The organism is Microbacterium sediminicola (genome assembly GCF_039531125.1).
Classification (GTDB): Bacteria; Actinomycetota; Actinomycetes; order Actinomycetales; family Microbacteriaceae; genus Microbacterium; species Microbacterium sediminicola.
The window spans coordinates 56253-75784 of record NZ_BAAAPL010000002.1 but is presented as its reverse complement, the minus strand read 5'-3'; the positions used below and the strand labels follow the sequence as shown (position 1 = coordinate 75784).

The 19532-nt window shown below is 69.1% G+C and carries 17 protein-coding genes and 1 pseudogene; 11 read left to right on the top strand and 7 right to left on the bottom strand.

Features of this window, described 5'->3' with window-relative positions:
* Positions 1-28 precede the first annotated feature (28 nt).
* Positions 29-1285 (top strand): MFS transporter, encoded by a 1257-nt coding sequence (locus ABD206_RS08865; protein ID WP_344071637.1) that lies wholly within the window; start codon positions 29-31, stop codon positions 1283-1285.
* 1 nt (position 1286) lies between these two features.
* Here ABD206_RS08865 and ABD206_RS08860 read toward each other — a convergent pair whose 3' ends face one another.
* Together ABD206_RS08860 and ABD206_RS08855 are read right to left on the bottom strand one after the other, a co-directional pair.
* Entirely contained in the window at positions 1287-2330 is a 1044-nt protein-coding gene (locus tag ABD206_RS08860; RefSeq protein WP_344071635.1) for an isopenicillin N synthase family dioxygenase, read from the bottom strand.
* A gap of 309 nt (positions 2331-2639) precedes the next feature.
* A complete protein-coding gene (locus ABD206_RS08855) occupies positions 2640-3335 on the bottom strand; it encodes an HAD family hydrolase (protein ID WP_344071633.1) in 696 nt (231 codons plus the stop codon).
* 81 nt (positions 3336-3416) lie between these two features.
* On the opposite strand from ABD206_RS08855, the gene ABD206_RS08850 reads away from it, so the two are divergent.
* A complete protein-coding gene (locus ABD206_RS08850) occupies positions 3417-3998 on the top strand; it encodes a phosphoribosyltransferase family protein (protein ID WP_344071631.1) in 582 nt (193 codons plus the stop codon).
* Between the two features lie 12 nt (positions 3999-4010).
* Positions 4011-5297 carry an amidohydrolase family protein gene (locus tag ABD206_RS08845; RefSeq protein WP_344071629.1) on the top strand — a complete coding sequence of 429 codons (1287 nt, stop codon included), beginning with the start codon at positions 4011-4013 and terminating at the stop codon, positions 5295-5297.
* A 9-nt stretch (positions 5298-5306) separates the two neighbouring features.
* Here the strand turns inward: ABD206_RS08845 and ABD206_RS08840 are convergent, their stop codons facing one another.
* Complete coding sequence (locus tag ABD206_RS08840) at positions 5307-5960, bottom strand: TetR/AcrR family transcriptional regulator C-terminal domain-containing protein (RefSeq protein ID WP_344071627.1); 654 nt, start codon at positions 5958-5960, stop codon at positions 5307-5309.
* A gap of 108 nt (positions 5961-6068) precedes the next feature.
* On the opposite strand from ABD206_RS08840, the gene ABD206_RS08835 reads away from it, so the two are divergent.
* Positions 6069-7040, top strand: coding sequence for an NAD(P)-dependent alcohol dehydrogenase (locus tag ABD206_RS08835; RefSeq protein WP_344071625.1), 972 nt, complete (start codon positions 6069-6071; stop codon positions 7038-7040).
* 414 nt (positions 7041-7454) lie between these two features.
* Here ABD206_RS08835 and ABD206_RS08830 read toward each other — a convergent pair.
* Both ABD206_RS08830 and ABD206_RS08825 read right to left on the bottom strand, forming a co-directional pair.
* Positions 7455-8264: pseudogene (locus ABD206_RS08830) on the bottom strand (RNA polymerase sigma factor); the annotation flags it as partial.
* 3 nt (positions 8265-8267) lie between these two features.
* Positions 8268-8630, bottom strand: coding sequence for a YciI family protein (locus ABD206_RS08825; protein ID WP_344071623.1), 363 nt, complete (start codon positions 8628-8630; stop codon positions 8268-8270).
* Between the two features lie 165 nt (positions 8631-8795).
* On the opposite strand from ABD206_RS08825, the gene ABD206_RS08820 reads away from it, so the two are divergent.
* Together ABD206_RS08820 and ABD206_RS08815 are read left to right on the top strand one after the other, a co-directional pair.
* On the top strand, positions 8796-9629 hold the full coding sequence (locus ABD206_RS08820) for a formate/nitrite transporter family protein (RefSeq protein ID WP_344071621.1): 834 nt from the start codon (positions 8796-8798) through the stop codon (positions 9627-9629).
* 29 nt (positions 9630-9658) lie between these two features.
* A complete protein-coding gene (locus tag ABD206_RS08815; protein WP_344073516.1) occupies positions 9659-10480 on the top strand; it encodes a Cof-type HAD-IIB family hydrolase in 822 nt (273 codons plus the stop codon).
* Positions 10481-10489: 9 nt separating this feature from the next.
* Here ABD206_RS08815 and ABD206_RS08810 read toward each other — a convergent pair whose 3' ends face one another.
* Positions 10490-11458, bottom strand: coding sequence for a DNA-3-methyladenine glycosylase family protein (locus ABD206_RS08810; RefSeq protein ID WP_344071619.1), 969 nt, complete (start codon positions 11456-11458; stop codon positions 10490-10492).
* Positions 11459-11594: 136 nt separating this feature from the next.
* The gene (locus ABD206_RS08805; RefSeq protein WP_344071617.1) at positions 11595-12284 is read right to left on the bottom strand and encodes a winged helix-turn-helix domain-containing protein; all 690 of its coding nucleotides are present in this window, start codon (positions 12282-12284) and stop codon (positions 11595-11597) included.
* A 340-nt stretch (positions 12285-12624) separates the two neighbouring features.
* On the opposite strand from ABD206_RS08805, the gene ABD206_RS08800 reads away from it, so the two are divergent.
* From ABD206_RS08800 to ABD206_RS08780, 5 genes are all read left to right on the top strand, one after another.
* Positions 12625-12921 carry a GNAT family N-acetyltransferase gene (locus tag ABD206_RS08800; protein ID WP_344071615.1) on the top strand — a complete coding sequence of 99 codons (297 nt, stop codon included), beginning with the start codon at positions 12625-12627 and terminating at the stop codon, positions 12919-12921.
* Between the two features lie 161 nt (positions 12922-13082).
* On the top strand, positions 13083-14237 hold the full coding sequence (locus tag ABD206_RS08795; protein ID WP_344071612.1) for an exonuclease SbcCD subunit D: 1155 nt from the start codon (positions 13083-13085) through the stop codon (positions 14235-14237).
* A complete protein-coding gene (locus ABD206_RS08790; protein WP_344071610.1) occupies positions 14234-17230 on the top strand; it encodes an AAA family ATPase in 2997 nt (998 codons plus the stop codon). Before ABD206_RS08795 ends, ABD206_RS08790 begins: the two co-directional genes overlap by 4 nt.
* A 60-nt stretch (positions 17231-17290) precedes the next feature.
* Positions 17291-18793 (top strand): MFS transporter, encoded by a 1503-nt coding sequence (locus ABD206_RS08785; RefSeq protein ID WP_344071608.1) that lies wholly within the window; start codon positions 17291-17293, stop codon positions 18791-18793.
* 90 nt (positions 18794-18883) lie between these two features.
* Positions 18884-19492, top strand: a complete 609-nt coding sequence (locus ABD206_RS08780) for a hypothetical protein (protein ID WP_344071606.1) — start codon at positions 18884-18886, stop codon at positions 19490-19492.
* The last annotated feature ends 40 nt before the right edge of the window (positions 19493-19532 follow it).

Genomic DNA, 19532 nt, shown 5'->3' with positions numbered 1-19532 from the left:
TCGGGGGAGGCGCCAGAAAGAGACATTCGTGTCCTCTGAATCCTCTGGACGCACGGCGATCGCCGCGTACCGCGCGCTCCCTGCCCTGTCGGGCTGGGGCTACCTCTTCGCCACCTCACTGGGGCGCCTGCCGCTGTCGATCGTCCCGCTGGCGATCCTGACCCTGGCCACCTCCGCCACCGGCTCCATCGCCGTCGGCGGATTCGCCTCCGCGGCGGCAGCGCTCGGTGAAGCCATCGGCGCCCCGGTCGGGGGAGCGCTCTCCGACAGGTTCGGTCAGCGCAAGGTCCTCATGACCGGTGTCGTCCTCAACGTGTCGGTGATCCTCGCGTTCACGCTCATGATCGGACAGGCGCCGGATGCCCTCGCGGTGCTCTTCGCCGGCCTCGCCGGGCTCACCCTTCCGCAAGTCGGTCCGCTCTCGCGGGTGCGCTGGCTCGCGATGAGCCGGGATGACCTCTCGGCCGCCTTCGCGTTCGAGGGCGTCATCGACGAGATCGTCTACATCATCGGCCCCGCCCTCGTCGGCATCGTCGCCGTCGTGATCAACCCTTGGGCTGCCCTGGTCATGGGGGCGGTCCTCATCGCCGTCTTCGTGACGCAGTTCGCCCTGCACCGCACAGCCTCCCTGGTACCGCGTCGCCGGTCGAAGAACGAGGAGGAGACGGAACCCGACGACGGTGTCGATCGTCCGCAGGGTGCGCTGCGCACAGCCCTCATGGTCATGATCCTCACCGGGATGCTGGCCATGGGTGTCTTCTTCGGCGCGACGCAGACCGGTCTGACGGCATTCGCCGAGGCATCGGGCCTCGGGGCTTCGGGCGCGCTTCTGTACTCGGTCATGGCCGTCGGATCGGCCGTCACGACGGTGGCGATGGTCGCACTCCCCGAGACGATCGGGCCGTGGACGAGGTGGATCCTCTCGGCTCTCGGACTGCTGGTCGGTGCTGTCGGGATCATGCTCGCCCCCAATGTCTGGGTGCTGGTCCCGGTCGCCGTTCTGGCGGGTGTCTTCCAGGGTCCGCTGCTGCTGACGATCTACAGCGTCGCCGGAACCCTGGCCCGCCCGGGACGCGCGGGAGCCTTGATGACCCTCGCGGGAAGCGGGGTCGTGCTCGGTATCGGCGTTGGCGCGGCCCTCGCCGGATCGGTCGCGGCCGTCGCCGGGTCGACGGGCGCGTTCGCAATCGTGGTGGGCGCGACCGTCCTCCTCACACTGCTCGGCGTTATTGCGGCGACCGCCCAGCGCATTCGGGGAGCGGGACCGGCACCCGCCGCGTCATAGCTCAGTAGCGGCTCGCGAGGACACGCGCCCCTTCACGGACGGCCGACTCGTTGCGCACGCCGGCGCGCGAGCCGCCGAGCTTGGCCTGGATGTGCTCGGCGACAGTGACCGGCTCGTAGATCTCCGGGTGCTCGTCGTCGACGAACTGCGGGAGAGTCTCGATGACGTACTCGACGTTTCCGTCGTGGAAGAACGCCGCCGACCGGCGTCGCTCGATCGTGCCATCGATTACTGGCGGCTTCACGCGGTGCAGCGTCGACATCCATTGCTCGTTCGTGAGGTGCGCGGTCACATCCCCGAGGTTGATCAGCAGCGCGTCGTCGGCGGGCGCTGCGTCATGCCAATTTCCCTTGTTGTCGAGAACCTGCAGACCCTTGACCTGGTCTGCCCACAGGATCGTGACGATGCCGTAGTCGGTGTGCTCACCCATGCCGATCAGGTCGCCGTCCAGGGTCACGTCGGTGCCCGAGGGCAGCGCGTAGTTGTTCATCCGCAGCACATCCAGGGAGTGGTCGGTGCGCGGCGCGAAGTAGTCGGGAGCGACTCCGAGGGCGTCGGCGAAGATCCGCGTCATCGTGCGGGCGACCTTTGCCGCCTCGGCGAAGTACGCCTGCACCTGCTGCTCGAAACCGTCCACCTCTGGCCAGACGTTCTCCGCGTAGGCGGGCTGTGGCAGGTCGTCCACGTGCGGGTAGTCCGCCGCACCGGCGCCGACGTTGAACGCCTCGAAGAAGTCGTTCATGCGGCTGGCCTGCTCGACGCCGAGCGACAGGCTGAGGGACTCGGATTTCGGGGGGCTGTAGCCGCGATTGATGTGCGGGGGCGTGCGATAGGCCTTCTTCGCGTCGAGGTCCATCGCGAAGAAGGCATCCATAGCCTCGGTCAGACCGTTCGTGATCTCATCGGGGATGCCGTGACCGACGATCTGCATGAATCCGACCGAACGGCAGGAGGCGTCGATCTGTCGGGCGACCTCGGCGCGTTCGGCGTCCGTGCCGTTCTCGCGGTAGGGCGTGATGTCGATGGTGGGGATGTGGAAAGACATGGGACCTCCTGGGCACAGGCTACGCCCCGCGTGTTTCCGCGGCGTATCGCTCGCACAGGCGGTCTCACGGGCGGCGAGTCGGGCACAGAGTAAGGGCCGGTCGGAAGAATTCCGACCGGCCCTTGTCCCTTGCACCAAGAGTGTCCTGCAATCACATGCCGGTAGCTGCCACAGCAAAACAACTACCGTGCTTGCACTCTATAACGGAAAGGTAACGGAGGGGAAGTGTTCGGCGTTATCTTTTTGTGATTCTTTTCCGGCGCATCGAAAACGTTCAGGAACGGTGCGCGTGTTCCTCGTCCGCACCGTTCATTCCGCGGTGGCTAGAGCCGTCCGCAGGCCGCGTGATTCCGGGCCGTCGCGGCGCACCAGGCCCGCGCGGATGCCCACCGCCCGCGCCCCCGCGACATCCTGTTCGGGGTGGTCACCGATGAAGGCGATGCGCTCGGTCGGCGTGTCGAGTCCGCGCACGAGGGCGTGGAACGCGCGCGCATCGGGCTTGCTGAATCCGATCCCCTCGGCGGTGCACACGACATCGACCAGGTGGTCCAGCCCGGTGGTGCGGAGCTTCTCCCGCTGCTGCGCCTCGGGTCCGTTCGTGAGGATGCCCACCCGCACGCCGCCCTCGCGCAGCTCGCGCAGCAGCGGCGCGGCATCTTCGTAGGCGCGCCAGGATCGGCGGTACCCGATGAGGTAACGCTCGAAGAGCGCATCGGCATCCGCCGGATCGTGCGGGACGTCCCTATCGAGCAGGGCCGAGAACTCGCGCACGCGCGCGCGGCGCTGTTCGGTGAAAGACACCCGCCCCGAGGTCCACGCCTCGAAGTGCACCGTCTCCAGCGCGAACCAGGCCTCGGTGAGGGCGGGATCAGGGTCGCGATCGAGGCTGCGCACGAGGTGCGCGACCCCCGCCGTCGCTGCGCCGCGATGGTCGAACAGGGTTCCGTCCAGGTCGAAGCCGACCGCTTCCCAGCCGGGGTCGGACGAGCCGGTGGATAGGGTCATGACCTCATCCTGACAGGGCGTGCACGTCGGTGCTCCGTCCTGCGAAATCCGGCCGTCATCGAACGGGCGTAGCGTGCAGGCATGAGCACCGAGATACCCGAGAACTATGTCGCGCAGATCGGGAGCCAGCAGGTCACCCTGCCCGTGATCCCCGTTTCCGACACCTTGTCGATCGCGCTGATGATGATCATCGATCACGGGGTCCGCTTCGCCGAGACGGCAGGTCGGGAACTCGCGGCGCACTTCACCGATGCGAAGCCCGACATCGTGGTCGCGCCCGCGACGCTCGGCATCCCGCTCGCGATCGAGGTGACCCGGGCTCTCGGGCTGGACCAGTACCTGATCCTGCAGAAGACCCGCAAGGTGCACTTGGGTGATGCGCTCGAGGCTCCCGTCAAGGCGATCACGAACACGGCCAGCCAGGCGCTCCTGCTTGATCGGGCACGCCTCGGGGACGTGCAGGGAAAGCGCGTGCTGTTCGTCGATGACGTGATCTCGACCGGCTCGTCCTCGGGCGCCGCGCTGGCTCTTCTGGAAGAAGCGGGCGCCGATATCGTCGGGATGGGTGCTCTGCTCGCCGAAGGCGATGGCTGGCCGACCGTGCTCGACGCGTACCACGACCGCCTCTTCGCACTTGGTCGGATCCCCCTGTTCCCGCACTGATCCCGCTCACCGATGTCGCGTCACGGCCTCGTCATCGACAACGCGGTCATCCTCACCATGGATGCCTCGCGCACCGTCGTGCGCGGGTGGCTCGCCGTCGACGACGGTGTGATCACAGGGTTTGGCGAAGGCCCGGCCCCCGAGGCCGCGGAGCGCGTGGATGCCGCGGGCGGCATCCTTCACCCGGGTTACATCAGCGCCCACCAGCACTCGATGGACGCCCTCGCCCGTGGCGAACGCGGCGAGGCGCAAGAGTTCTTCGACTGGCTCTTCGGCACCTACTACGGCACAGTCCTCTCGTACCGACCCGAGGACGCCGCCCGTGCCGTGGAGCTCACGGCGGCGGAGCTGACCCGGGCAGGCATCACGACCGTGCTCGACTGCTGGGGCGTGGGCGACGTCGGCCAGCCCCGGGCGATCGCCGCGCTCGATGCCACGATCCGGGCGGCCGACGTAAGCCGGCTGCGGTGGATCATCGCTCCGATGGTGTCCGACCGTGTCCCGCCCGGCTGGAACTCCCTCTTCGACGCGGCGCCCGAGGGCTTTCGGCCCGAGGCGCTGACAGCCCCCACGGGAGTCGCGCTGGACTTCGCGCGGGACGCGCTCTCACGCGCCCGCGGTCGGGTCAGCGTGTGGGCGAGTGTGGAACTGCCCGAGATGGCAACCGATGCGCTGCTCGCAGGTCTTGTCGACCTCGGCGCGCCCGGGTTCACGACGCATGTCTGCGCGTCAGAGCCGGGAGCGGTCGACGTCTCGGGGGAGCGGGCGATCGAGCGGCTGGACAGGCTCGGTGTGTTGCGGCAGGGGAGTGTCGCGGCGCACCTCACCTTCACCGACGGGGCGGACCGCGCGGCGCTCGCCGCGAGCGGCTGCGGGGGAGCGCACTGTGCGACCGCGACGATGTGGGGCGGGGGCTCCCGGAGCAGCTTCGGTGAGCTCGTGGACGCCGGCATCCCGATGGGACTCGGACTCGACAATGCGACGCTCAACACGCCCGCGGACATGGTCGCCGAGATGCGAGCCGCGATGCTGTTCGACCGTTCCATGGGATCCGGACCTGTCCGGGCTGCGGCCGCCGACCTGCTCGCCCACGCGACGATCGAGGGGGCGCGTGCGCTGGGTCTTGACGACGCGATCGGCTCTCTTGAGGTCGGAAAACGTGCAGACCTCGTGCTCGTCGACACGTCCGGCACGCACTGGCTTCCGCACCGCGACCCGGCGACCGCGCTCGTGCTGCAGTCGCGACAGGACGACATCCGCCGCGTCTGGGTCGAGGGCGAGGCGGTGTTCGCTCGCTGACGACCGGTGCTACGCGCGCAGCCGTCGCTCGAGACCGTCCAGGAGCAGGGTGAGCCCGAAATCGAAGCTCGAACCCAGGTGCGTGCCATGCAGTTCGACGTGCTCGGCGAGCGCGGTCATGCCCGCGGCGGTGAGGAACTCGAGCGCGGCAGCGCGCTGGACCGCCTCGGTCGCCGGGTCCTGCGGCGCGAAGTCGACGGCCTGGATGACATATCCCTGGATATAGGCCTCGAGCACGTGGTGCGCGTGGAAGGCCTGCTCAGGGGTGAAGCCGGCTGTTCGGAGGTGTGCGAGCGAGGCGTTGATGTAGGTCATCCGGGCGGGCCCGCCGCTCGTGGCGCGCAGCCGGTTCGCCCACGGGTGGTGCAGCAGCGTCACGAACACCGATCGCGCCGTGCGTCGGACCGCCCGCCGCCAATCCTCGGCCTCGGGCGTGAGTGTGACTTCCGCCCACACGAGGTCGACGATGCCGTCGATGACCGCCTGCTTCGAGGGCAGGTGGTGGTAAATGGACATCGCCTCGACGTCGAGGGTCTTCCCGAGCGCGCGCATCGTGAGGCCGCCGATGCCCTGCTCATCGGCCATGGCGAGCGCGGCGCCGAGAATGCGCTCCCGGGTGAGGGGCGGGCGCCCCTCGTCGGGTGCATCGTCGGCCACAGGCATGCTCCGAATCGTAAATCGACTTGACCAACTTACGGTGTAAGGCTACCGTGTGTCGGGAACTTACACCGTAAGGCTGTCGATCGAGCGGCCACGACGAAAGGAAGCACAATGCGCGCCATCGAACGACGCGAGTACGGCGGTCCTGAGGCCCTCGCCATCGAAGATCTCCCGATTCCCCACCCCGAGCCCGGCTGGGTGCGCATCCGCGTGCAGGCCTCGTCGCTCAATCCGTTCGAGTGGCACCACATGCGCGGGCTTCCGTATCTCATGCGTCCCGAAGCGGGGTGGCGCGCGCCGAAGAACCGCGGTCTCGGTGTGGATGTCGCGGGCGTCATCGACGCGGTCGGTGACGGCGTCGGGGGCTTCGCGGTGGGTGACAACGTGTTCGGCAGCGCCCACAACGCGCTCGCCGAGTTCGCGACAGCAAAGGCCGAGAACATCACCCGTCTGCCGGAGGATGTCGCGCCTGCCGCTGCGGCCGCGGTACCTCTTGCCGCGCTGACCGCGCTACAGGCGATCCGAGACGCCGGGCGGATGACCCCCGGCGCGCGGGTCTTGGTGCTCGGCGCCTCCGGCGGTGTTGGACACTTCGCGGTGCAGATCGCGAAGATCCTCGAAGCCCGCCGCGTTGTCGCCAGTTGCAGTGCGCGCAACGCTGGCTGGGTGGGGCAGCTCGGAGCGGACCGGGTGCTCGACTATGCCCGCGGCGACGTCGAGCGGATCGACGAGAAGTTCGACCTCATCCTCGACCTCGCCGGCGGTACGTCGATCGCGTACCTGCGCTCACTGCTGGCCGAGGGTGGGTCACTCGTCCTCGTCGGCGGACCCGGCGAAGGGCGGCTCCTGGGGCCGGCGGCCCGGATCTTTGCGGGGATGATCGGCAGCAGCTTTCGCAGTGAGCGCGTCGCCATGGCGAATGTTTCCTGGTCGGGTGCCGACCTGGAGTTCCTCGCGCCCTTCCTGTCCGATGGGCGCCTGCGGCCCGTCATCCATCGGGAGGTCGACCTCGAGTCTGTGCCCGTGGCTCTCGCCGAGGTTGAGGAGGGCCACGTCCCCGGCAAGGTGGTCGTCATCCTCTAGGCGGGGAATCTGACCGCCGAGACGCAGCTCGGCGGCGCGCCGGATCGCGCGGCGCTCGGCGTCGTTGCCGCATCGTGAGAGGGCGAGATCGAACGCTCGACGCGCCTCGGCCCGAGCACCCGCCCGCGCGAGCATATCGGCGCGGGCAAGGTGGAAGTAGTGATAGTCGGACAGGGCCTCCTCGAGAGGCTCCACGAGCTCAAGGCCCACGCGCGGGCTGTCTGCCAGCGACGCGGCGACCGCCTCGTTGAGGAGGACGACAGGTGAGGGGTCGATCCGCTTCAGCACGGCGTACAGCCGTCGGATGGTCGCCCAGTCGGTCTCTTCGAAGGTCGCGGCGTTCGCGTGCGCGGCGGCAATCGCCGCCTGCAGTTGGTAGGGGCCGATCCGGCGCAGGCTCAGCGCTCTCTGCAACAGCGTGCGTCCCTCGGCGATGGCTGACGCGCTCCACTTCTCGCGGACCTGGTCGGCGAGCAGCACCACCTCGCCGTCGGCGTCCAGTCGAGCGGGCCGGCGGGCGTCGGTGAAGGCGAGGAGCGCCGCCAAACCCCATGTTTCGGCGTGCGCTGGCAGGAGATCGCAGACCGCGCCCGCGAGCCAACGCGCCTCCTCGCAGAGGTCGCCGCGCACGATTTCCCCCGTCGGCGCGGCGTGGCCCTGCGTGTAGACGAGATAGATGATCCGCAGAACCTCGCGGAGCGGCTCATCCAATTCGTCCCGATCGGGGACGCGAAAGGGGATGCCTGCTGCGGCGATCTTCTTCTTCGCGCGCACGAGGCGCTTTGCCATGGTCGCCTCCGGGATGAGGAAGGCGTGGGCGATGTCCACGGTCGACAAGCCGACGACATAGCGAAGGGTGAGGGCGACCCGCGACTGCTCGTCGAGGGCCCGGTGGCAGCATCCGAAGATCATCGCCAGGAGATCGTCTTCTATCGTTCCGCGTGAGCGCTGTGGGCGCTCGATGAGGTGGCGCACCTGGTCCTCGCGCTGCGCCCAGCGCGTGTCTCGTCGGGCCTGATCGATCGCCCACCGGCGCGCGACCGTCGTGAGCCACGCGCCGGGCGCATCCGGCGTTCCACGTTCGGGCCAGGTTTCGGATGCCGCGGCGAAGGCGTGTTGCGCGGCCTCCTCGGCGAGATCGAGGTCGCCGAGGTCCGCCCGCAGCGTCGCGACCAGGCGCGGCCACTGTCGGGCGAAGACCTCAGCGACCTCGGGGGAGCGCACCGTCTAGCCGGCCAGAGTGGACACGTCGAGCACAGCGCGGATCTCGACGGACCCGTAGCCGATGTTCGGCACCTTCTGCGCGTAGGTGATGGCCTCGTCGATGTCGGCGACATCGATCACGTAGTAGCCGCCCAGGTACTCCTTCGTCTCGGCGTAGGGCCCGTCGGTGACGAGCGTCTCACCGCCTCGCACCCGGACCGTTGTCGCCGTCGAGTACGGGTGCAGGGCTTCACCGCTGACGAAGACGCCCGCCCGCTTGAGTAGGTCGTCGAACGCGAACCACTCACCCATTTCCGCCGCTTCTTCGGGACTGCCGGGCTGGGGACCGTCCTCGGGGGCGCTGGTGAGCAAAAGCATGTACTGCATGGGGTGTCCTTTCGGTCGTGGATGCCGCGCCGACCGCGGCCTCTACTGAAGCGACGAACAACAGTCGAGCAGATGGACAGCTCTCCTGCACAGATATTTCTCGTGCCGCGCTGCTCGGGACCTTCGCCTCTGCTTGTGGTCTGACCACAGAGATATCGTGCCGGTGTGCGCACGATCGAGCAGACCCTCGCCGTCCAGGCCGACGCCGCCATCCACAAGGTGGACGGGATGCGGCATCCGCTGCGCTTCACCGTCTCGGGAATGCTCGCCGGTGCTTACGTCGGTATCGCGGTCGTGCTGATGCTCAACGCGGCCGGCCCGCTCGCCGCCGCGGACAGCGGGTGGGCCAAGCTCGTCAGCGGTCTGGTCTTCGGTGTCGCGCTGACCCTCGTCGTCTTCGCCGGCGCAGAACTGGTCACCTCATCGATGATGACCCTCACCCAGGGGGCGCTGATGCGCGCGGTGGGAGTCGGATCCGCTGCCGGAGGCGTGGGATTCACCTTCGCGGCCAACCTGCTGGGCGCCGCGGCGTTCGGAACTCTCATTGCCTTCTCCGGAATCCTTCATGCCAACCCCGCCGCAGCCTCCATGCTCGATGCGATGCTCGAAGCCAAGGCATACGAGTCGCCGCTGGAGCTGTTCGTGCGCGGCATCCTCTGCAACGTGCTCGTGTGCGTGGCGATCTGGATGTGCGCACGGCTGACGACCGACGGGCCCAAGCTCGCCGTGATCTTCTGGGCCCTGCTCGCCTTCATCACGTCCGGATTCGAGCACGTCGTTGCGAACATGACGACCTTCACGCTCGGGCTCGCCACGGGCGTGCCGAGCGCCACGTGGGCCTCGTTCGGTACCAACATGCTGTGGGTGGGTCTGGGCAACCTCGTCGGAGGGGCCGTCATCGTCGGCCTCGCCTACTGGGTGGTCGGCGGGTCGCCGCGCGTGTCTCCGGTGCCCGACACGGTCCCTGCCCACGTGGATGCCGCGAGAATGGATCGGTGACCGATTCATTTCCCGCGGCCGTGGACGATCTGCCCGAACTCGATCAGCTCGACGGCCTCGGGGCCGACATCCGGCTGGTCGCCGTCGACATGGACGGCACTCTGCTCGATGAGAACGGGCGGGTGCCCGAGGGACTCTGGCCGCTGCTGGATGTGATGGCCGCGCGCGGCATCCACTTCGCACCCGCCAGCGGACGGCAGTATGCGACGCTGCGCCGCGAGTTCGGCGCACGGGGCGATGCCATGGTCTATATCGCCGAGAATGGCACGCTCGTCATGCGGGGAGATGTCGAGATCAGCTCGGAGCCGATGGACCGTGCCTTCGTCGACGGACTTGTCCACGACGTGCGCGGGTTCGCACACGACGTCGGGGTCGTCCTGTGCGGCACGCGGTCGGCCTACATCGAGCGCACCGACCACGCGTTTCGCACCGAGGCCGACAAGTACTACGCGCGCCTCGAGGAGGTCGAGGACCTCACCGCAGTCGATGACACCATCCTCAAGGTCGCGGTCTTCGACTTCGCGGACGCCGAGCGCGAGACCGCGCCGGCGCTTGCTCGGCACCGCGCCACGCACCAGGTCGTGGTTTCGGGCCATCACTGGGTGGACGTCATGAACCGCGGTGTGTCGAAGGGGACGGCGCTCGGTCGTCTGCAGGACTCGCTCGGAGTCACCGCCGCCCAGACGGCGGTGTTCGGCGACTACCTCAACGACCTCGAGATGATGGGCGCCGCCGATTACTCCTTCGCCATGGCCAACGCCCATCCTGATGTCGCCGCCGCGGCGCGGTTCCGTGCGCCCTCGAATCGAGAGCACGGGGTGGTCCGCGTGCTGGAGCGCCTGCTGACCTGAGCGCGGACCTCAGCGGTCTCGATGGTCCTCGGGATGCAGGCGTGGGGCGCGGCGCGGTTCGCTGATGCCGCTCGCCTCCAGCAGCCGGATGACGCGCTGCCGCTGTCCCGCCCACGGCGCGAGGAGTCGCAGCATCCCATCGTCGTCGGTGCGCGCGCCCGCGAGGGCGAAGCCGACCTCGTGCGCGAGGTGGAAATCGCCCACGCTCACCGCGTCCGGATCCCCCAGCGCGCGCATCCGCGTCTCGGATGAGGTCCAGGCCCCGATGCCGGGCTGGCTCATCAGCACCCGGTCGACCTGTTCGCCGTCGGTCGCGTCGCGCACGGCGCGCTCGAGCGACGCACCGCGGGCGGCGGCGCGCACGATCGTCCTGCTTTGGGGCGGTTCCAGGCCCGCGCGATGCCAGTCCCACGAGGGGATTGCGCGCCAGCCCTCGACGGTGGGTGGGGCGAACATCGGCCGTGGCGTCCGTCCGGGGGCGGGCGTCCCGTGCCATGTGACCAGTCGTCGCCAGGCCGCGAAGGCCTGCAGGCCGGTGATCTTCTGCTCGATGATCGATGAGGCCAGCACGTCGAAGACGAGATCGGTCCGCCCGAGGCGCAGTCCCGGATTCTCGTGGGCCAGACGCGCGATCAGCGGATGCCGGGACGGATCGAATCCGCTCGGATCATCGTCTGCGCCGCACAGCCTCGGCATCTGCTCGAGTGCCCACTGGGCGCCGGGGCCCCAGGCTGCGGCATCCACAGTCCCGTCCGGGCGCTGGCGTAGGGCGAGGGTCGCGACGCCCTCCGGTGTGCGGCTCGCGCGCCACAGCACGCCCGGGCTGCGGGCGAACGCGGGGTCCTTGCCGCCGCGCTGCTGCACGCCGACCGTGAGTGCGAGGTCGAGTGCGGCGCGGGGGCGGTAGGTGGTCTCGATCGGCCGTTCACGGGCACGCGCCGCGGCACGAGTGCGCGGCTCCGGCGCGAGCGAGGTCATGCCGTCACTGTAGGCCGCACGGATGACATCCGCGCTTGCGCCGTCCCCGACCCCGCGAAACCAACCTCCGCTGCCGAGATCAGCCGTGACGTGCGCACGATCGACGGGTTTCGCGCGGACGGACTGGTCTGGTGGGTCAGAAGCGGTCGGGCGACGGGGTGCCGTGACCGTAGCGGATCACGACGTCGGCGTGACGGTCGAAGCGGTAGCCGACTCCGCGGACGGTCCGCACGATGTCCTCGTAGCGACCGAGCTTGGCGCGCAGGCGACGGACATGCACGTCGATCGTGCGCTCGCCGGGTGCCTCGTCGTCCGAGGCATCCGCCCAGAGCGACTCGACGAGCTCCGCGCGCTCGATCGTGCGTCCTTCGCGCAGCACGAGATACTGCAGCAGCTCGAACTCCTTGAAGGTGAAAGCGGCCGAGACGCCGTCGATCAGCACGCGCTTGCGCGAGATGTCGAACTCGACCCCGCGTGCAGCGGCCTCGGTGCGCTCGGTTTCGGCGGCCAGCGCCGCGAGCGCCGACGGCTCTCGCAGTGCGCGGCGCACGACATCCACATCCCGCCCGCCCGCGGCGTCGGAGGCGAGGGCGACCGTCGCGTACGTCTCGGCCTCGGGGGCCAGTTCGGCGAGGGTGCGGCGCAGGGCCGCGACGAGGACGGGCAGCGACACTCCAGCCTCGGCGGCCTTGACCTCATCGAGACCGACGTACAGCGCGAACCCGCGCGCGGCGCGGGTGGCGGGGGCCGGTGATTCGGGAAGTGGCGGCACGGCGTGCAGGTGGCGGTCGGTGGGACGGGCTTCGAGAAGAGCGATGTTCGACATGGGGATGATGATCCTTGCGGCGGGTCCGCGTCAATGCGGACGGAAGTGTGCTGCGGTGGCCCTGGTGGCCGGTGAGGAGCGCGATCCGGTGGATGTGCTCGGGGGCTGAGCGAATGTTTTCGCAGAAACAGCCCGGCGGATGTCCGTGGTCAGCGACGCATTCGACAACACATGACAACGCGGCCGGCCATCATCATGCCGGCAGTTCCGTTCGCCTCCCAGGCGGACAGGACGTGCGTGTTGTCAGTCATGCGGGCGATTATCTCGGATACCGCATGGGCGCGTCAAATTCGGTACCGCGTCCGGCCGACAGGATCGCGGGTGAGCGTAGCCTGGGACGATGCACGACGACCTGCGTTTCGAGAACGAGGTGGATTCCTCGCGCTACACGCTCCACCGGGGCGATGTCCTGGTAAGCGCGCTCGACTATCGCGACGACGGCCGATCCGTCTCGCTCACGAGGGCCTTCACGGTGCCGACCTTCCGTGGCCAGGGCTATGCCGAGATCGTCGTCGAGCGCGCCGTCGCCGATCTCGAGTCGCGGGGCGACCGCACGGTCATCCCGATGTGCTGGTACGTCGGGGAATGGTTCGAGAAGCACCCCGAGCGCGCCGGCATTCTCGCCCCGCGCGGCTGAACCACGCTTTCTGCGCGAACCCACACGTTCGTTGCGAACCCACACGTTCATCGCGCCATTTCGGTATGGGTTCGCACTGAAAGTGTGGGTTCGTCGCTCGGGTGAGGGGTGGGTCCGGGTGTCTCCCCGGCGATGTCGGAGGGGGCACGTAGCGTGATGGCATGCGCATCCTGCACACCTCCGACTGGCACATCGGGCGGTCGTTCCACGGGAACTCGACCCTCGATGCGCTCGGTGACGTGCTGGGGGCGCTCATCGACCAGGTGCGCGAGCACGATGTCGACGTCGTCATCGTCGCCGGCGACGTGTTCGACTCCTCAGCGCCCTCCGCGGGGTGCTACACGCTGCTGACCGACACGCTCCGCGGCCTCGCCGATGCCGGCGCCACCGTCATCGTCACCAGCGGGAACCACGACTCGGCGGCGCGACTCGGCTTCCAAGCCGCGCTCCTGCGCGACGGCATCCACATCGTCACCGACCCCGCCGCCTGTGCCACCCCGATCACCGTCTCCGACGTGCACGGACCGGTCCACCTCTACGGCATCCCGTTCCTCGAACCGGCTCTTGTCCGAGCGGTCTGGCCTGAGGTCACCCTGCGCACGCAACGGGATGTGTTGACGCATGCGATGGACCTCGTGCGCGCTGACATGGGTGTGCGCGGCGGCCGCGCCGTGGCGATCTCCCACTGCTTCGCGGCTGGCGTCGAGCCGACCGCGGGCCTCGAGCGCGACATCCAGCAGGGCGGGGTGGATGTCGTCCCGTTGTCGGTGTTCGACGGCCCCGACTATGTCGCTCTCGGCCACATCCACGGTCGACAGATGCTCTCCGACCGCGTGCGGTACGCGGGGGCGCCGCTGCACTACAGCTTCGGCGAGGCGAACAAGCCCCGCGGCAGCTGGCTGCTCGACCTCGACGCGTCGGGACTCCAGACAGTGACATGGCTCGACCTGCCGGTCCCGCGACCGCTTGCGGTGCTCTGTGGCACCCTCGATGAGCTCTGCGAGGATGCGCGGTTCTCACACGCCGAGGACTTCTGGGTGCGCGCGGAATACACGGATGCCACACCACAGCTCGATCCGATGCGGCGACTGCAGCGGCGTTTTCCCCACTGCGCGACGGTCGTGCACGTGCCGGCGGTCGCCCCCGACGAAGACCGCCGCGACTACCGGCAGAAGGTGCGCGCGGCGGTGCGCCATGAGGACCTGATCGAGGCCTTTCTGACCCATGTGCGCGCGGGCGAGGGCGCATCGGACGAGGAGCAGGGGGTCATCGCCGATCTGGTGGCAGATCATGCGGTCGCCGAGGCCCTCGCGTGAGACTCCACCGTCTCGAGATCGAGGGGTTCGGCCCCTTCCTCGAACGCCAGAGCATCGACTTCGACGCACTGGCCTCCGGGGGCATCTTCTTGATCGCGGGCCGCACGGGAGCGGGGAAATCGAGCGTCCTCGACGCCGTCTGCTTCGCGCTGTACGGTGCAGTGCCGCGCTATGAGGGGACGGACCGGCGTCTTCGCAGCGACCACTGCGCACCGACGCACCTCACCGAGGTCGCTCTGGAGTTCACCTCGGCGGGCGAGCGCTGGCGGGTGACGCGCTCACCCGACTATGAGCGGCAGAAGGCGCGTGGTACGGGACTGACGACGGTGGCCGCCAAGGCGCTTCTCGAGCGGTGGAACGGCGCCGCGTGGATCGGTGTCGCATCCGGTGCGCGTGAGGTCGGTGAGGAACTCCACGGTGTGCTCGGGCTGTCCCAGCAACAATTTCTCCAGGTCATCCTGCTCGCTCAGAACCGCTTCTCGCAGTTCCTGCTCGCGAAGAACGAGGATCGTCAGCGGCTGCTCCGCACCCTGTTCGGCACCAAGGTGTTCGAAGACTACGCGCAGCGGCTCGACGACCAGCGCCGGCAGTCCGAGCAGGCGCTGACGCGGGAGGCCGATCGCCTGGAGCAATTGCTCGACGAGGCTGACGCGCTCGCACAGCGGGTCGGCGTCGCGGACGACGCTGACCTCGAGCCGGAGCGCACGGTGGCTGAGCGCGCGGCGCGGGTGGAGCGCGCGGAGCAGCGGCTTCGTTATCGCACGCAGACGCTCGGCGATCAGCGGGAGCGCGCCGCGCAGGCGCAGGTCGGTGCGGAGGCCGATCATGCGCGGCGCTCGGAATCCTCTCGCGCTCAGGGCGAACGACGCGATGTGCGCGCGGCACTGAGCGCGCTCGAGTCTGCGGAGCCCCGAATCTCGGAGCATCGGCGGGCGCTCGCCGATGCTCGCCTCGCAGAGACCCTGCGCATCCCGATCGAGGCCGTCGAGGTTGCCGACCACGCCGTCCGCACGGCCGACGCCGTACAAGCCGCAGCGGCGGAGGCGTATGCGCGCGCGGGGGGCGACGCCGAGGCTTCCGCGACCGCGCTCGATGAGGACGTCCGGCTGCTCACAGCCGCCCTCGCCCGCGCCGCCGACGCCCGCGACCGTGAGACGCAGATGACCGCGGCGCTCGCCCGAAGGAGCGCGGTGGTGTCTGATCTCGAGACGGCCGCAGCCGCCACGGCTGCGGTGGCTGCGCAACGTACGCGCGATGCCGAGCGCCTGGGTGTTCTCGCGAGCCAGCGCGACGAGTTCGTCGCGCTGGCTGCGGATGCCGATCGTGCATCGCAACACCTCGATCGGATGACGGTGAGGCTGAGCGCCGCGCGCGAGGCGCACGAACTCGACGCCCGCACGAGCGCTGCCGAACGTCACCGTGCGGAGACCGCGGTCGAGGCCGCGCGCGCCGCCGCCGCCGTCTCCGAGCTGGTGCGTCGGCGTCTGGAGGGATACGCGGGTGAGCTTGCGGCCGCGCTCGAGCCGGGGGAGGCCTGCGCCGTCTGCGGCTCCCTCGATCACCCGGCACCTGCCGTCTCGAGCGGCGACCCGGTGTCGGATGAGGAGCTCGAGCAGGCGGAGATCGCCCGCGATGCGGCGGTATCGGCGGACAGGTCCGCCGCCGAGAAGCTCGCGGATCTGCGGTCGAGGTGGGAGGCTCAGGTCTCCATCGCCGACGGATCCGTCGACGCGCTCGCCGAGGAATGTGAGCGCGCGCAGGCGCTGGTGCGGGAGTGTGCACAGGCGCGTGAGGCGCTCGGGGCGCTCGACGCCGACCGGGACGCCCTCCTGGATGCCGTGCAGAGAGCAGACCAGCGCATCCACGACGACCAGGCCGGCGCTGCGGCGCTGCGCCAGGAGATCGCTGTGCTCGACGCGAAGATCGTCGATACCCGGCAGCAGGTGGATGCCGCACGGGGAACGTTCGCGTCGGTATCGGCGATGATCGCCGACGCCGAGGCGCGTCAGGCGACCGCCGAGCAGCTTCGCGCAGCGCGAGCGGAGGCGCGCGCCCGCCGGCGCGCACGGCAGGAGGCCATCGCGACGCGCGACGCCGAACTCGCGGCATCCTCGTTCGACGATGTCGATGAGGTCAGGCGGAGCCTGCTCGATCCCGCGGCCGCCGATGCACTCGAGCAGCGGGTGCGCACCCACGAGGCGGAGCTCGCGGCGGCCCGCGAGCGCCTGCTCGCGCTCGAACTGGTTCTGGCCGATGTCGGGGAAGAGCCTGTCGACCTCGCCGCCTCGCAGGCGACGGTCGCCGCCTCGCGCGCGCACCTGGCGGAGATCATCGCGGCGGAGACCGCGGCCGCAACCGAGCTGCGTCGCCTCACGGAGCTGCGTGCGGCTATCGACGCGCTCGTCGCGGAGACGGCCGAGGCGGATGCGCGCCACCGCAGTCTCACGCGTCTTGCGAATACGCTCGCCGGGCGCGCGCCGAACACCAAGCGCATGACGCTCGAGACCTTTGTCCTGGCCGCCGAGCTCGAAGAGATCGTCGCGGCCGCGAACGTGCGGTTGGCGGAGATGTCGGGCGGACGCTACCGACTGCAGCACACCGACGCGCTGGCCCGCCGCAATGCGGCTTCGGGTTTGGGCATCGAGGTGCACGACGTGTACACCGGCCGCGCCCGCCCGCCCCAGTCGCTGTCGGGCGGCGAGACCTTCCTTGCCTCCCTCGCCCTCGCGCTGGGGTTGGCCGAGGTTGTCACTGCGCGCGCGGGCGGAGTTGCGCTGGACACGCTGTTCATCGACGAGGGGTTCGGGTCACTGGACGCCGAGACACTCGACCTCGCGATGCGCACCCTCGATGATCTGAGGGCCGGAGGGCGCGTGGTCGGCGTGATCAGCCACGTGGAGACGATGAAAGAACAACTTCCGGCCGGGCTCACGGTCGAGGCCACGGCACAGGGGCCGAGCGTTATCCGGCAGCACGTGACCACACCCCACTGAGGCCGCCGCCGGCGCCCGCTCACGGCCCGGGTTTCAGATGTGTGGAACTACAATGGGTGGGTGAGTCACCAGGATCCCGCCGAGTCCGTCCACCCGAGGACCGCGACGATCCTTCTCAGCCAGGCCGCCAAATGGCGCGCGTTCGCGGTCGCCGTCTCGGTCGCGGCGCTGACGATTCTCGATCTGTCGAAGGTCAATGTCAGCCTCCCTTCCATTGAGGCCTCTCTCGGTGCCGATTCGACGCAGCTGCAGCTCATCGTCTCGGGCTACGTTCTTGCGTTCGGCCTCTTCCTCGTGCCGATGGGTCGCCTGGGAGATCAACGTTCTCGCCGCGCGCTGTTCATCGTGGGACTGGCCACCTTCACGCTCGCGAGCCTTGCCTGCGCGCTTGCCCCGACGGCCGAGCTGCTCATGGCCGCCCGCTTCATCCAGGGCATCGGCGCCGGCATCCAGATGCCGCAGGTGCTCGGCATCATCCAGCAGATCTTCGTCGGCAAAGAGCGCGGGCGGGCTTTCGGGCTGTTCGGCGCCGTCATCTCGATCTCCACGGCGATCGGCCCCACCCTCGGAGGACTCCTCATCGCCCTGGGTGGCGACGGCGACGGCTGGCGGTGGATCTTCTGGATCAACCTGCCGCTGGGGCTCGCCGCGATCGCCGCGGCGATATGGGTGCTCCCGACGACCAAGGGTCGGTCGCCGCGACCCGTGACGCTCGACCCGGTCGGCGTCATCCTGTTCGGGCTGGCGATCTTCGCGCTCATGTGGCCGTTCCTGTTCACGACGGGCTCGCCTGACGATGATCCGATGCGGTGGTGGCTGCTTGTCGTCTTCGTCGTTGTGGCAGCGCTGTTTGTCGCATGGGAACGGCGGTATGCGGCATCCGGCAAGGTCCCGCTCATCCCGTTCTCGCTCTTTCAGATCAGCTCGTACCGCAACGCGACGCTGTTGGTCACCTTCTACTTCGCGGGCCTTCCGGCGCTTTTCCTGCTCACGACGCTGTACCTGCAGACCGGACTCGGGCTCGCGCCCGTCTTCGCCGGAATGGTCGGCATCGGTTTCGCTGTTGCCAGCGCCGTCGGTTCCTGGATCGGCGGCAATCTGGTGTCGACGCACGGTCGGGGAGTCGTCGTGTGGGGGCTCATCATCGTGCTCGCCGCCATCGCCGGCCTTGTCGCCACCGCTGTGCTCGTTCCAGCCGAGTGGGCCCCCTACGCGATGGCGGGGGTCATGGTGTTCGCCGGCGCGGGCGGTGGACTCGTGGTCTCGCCCAACCAGACGCTCGCGCTCGCTGACATCCCCGTCCGGGAGGGGGGCCTTGCCGGCTCGCTCGGTCAGCTCGGCCAGCGCATCGGCACGGCGGTGGGAACGGCCGTCGGTCTCGCGCTGTTCTACGCGACGATCTTCCGTGAGAGCGACTCGAAGGCGTCACTCGAGGTCTACCACGACGCCTACATGATCGGCTCGATCTCGGTCGCGGTGTTCATCTCCCTTGCGCTCGTCATCGGTGTCGTCGATATGACCAGGCGCCGCCGGGGCGCGGCATCCGACGAATTCCAGATCTGAGCAACCTCGCCGTGCGGTGACCGAATTTCCCGGCCACCGATGGTGCCGATCGCCGCGCTGAGGCGACAAGATGGACCTCAGGAGGCTGCCATGAAATCTGTCGTGCTGGACACCCCCGCAGGAATCGACGCCCGTCTGGGGTGGGATCCCTCGATGAGCGAACACGACCGCAAGCGTCTGCTCGCGAAAGAACTGGTGGCCGCGCGCCTCAAGATCGATCCGCGCGAGGTGCTCGTCACGCGAGAGGCGCCCGCCCAGTTCGGATTCCACACCGAGTTGTTCGCGAGCGTCGACGGCGAGGAGCTGCCCTTCCTCATCCGCAACGCGAGCTTCCGGGCTGCCACGGTCGTGGCCCTCACCGACCAGCCCTTCGTGGTCGGTCTCGACATCCGTGACGTGCACCCCGACGATGCCACGGTGCGGGACATGCAGCGGCACTCGCACCTGTTCAACGAGGAGAACACGCTCGATCTCATCGACCATTGGACGCGCGTGCAGGCGGTGCGCGAGGCCGACGGGCGCGGGACCCGTGTTCCGTCCGAGGTGGTCAAGCTCGATGCCACGCGCTTGCGCGGCTGGATCCGGGACCGCAAGGCCGAGTACACGATCGTCGACCTGTCGCGCGACGGCTTCGTTGTGACGCTTGCGTTCGCCGACGCGGTGGATGCCGAGACGCCCGCCGACGGATTGCCGCGCTGAACCGAGAGGTGCAACTCGCGCCAGCGAAGTGCAATTCGTC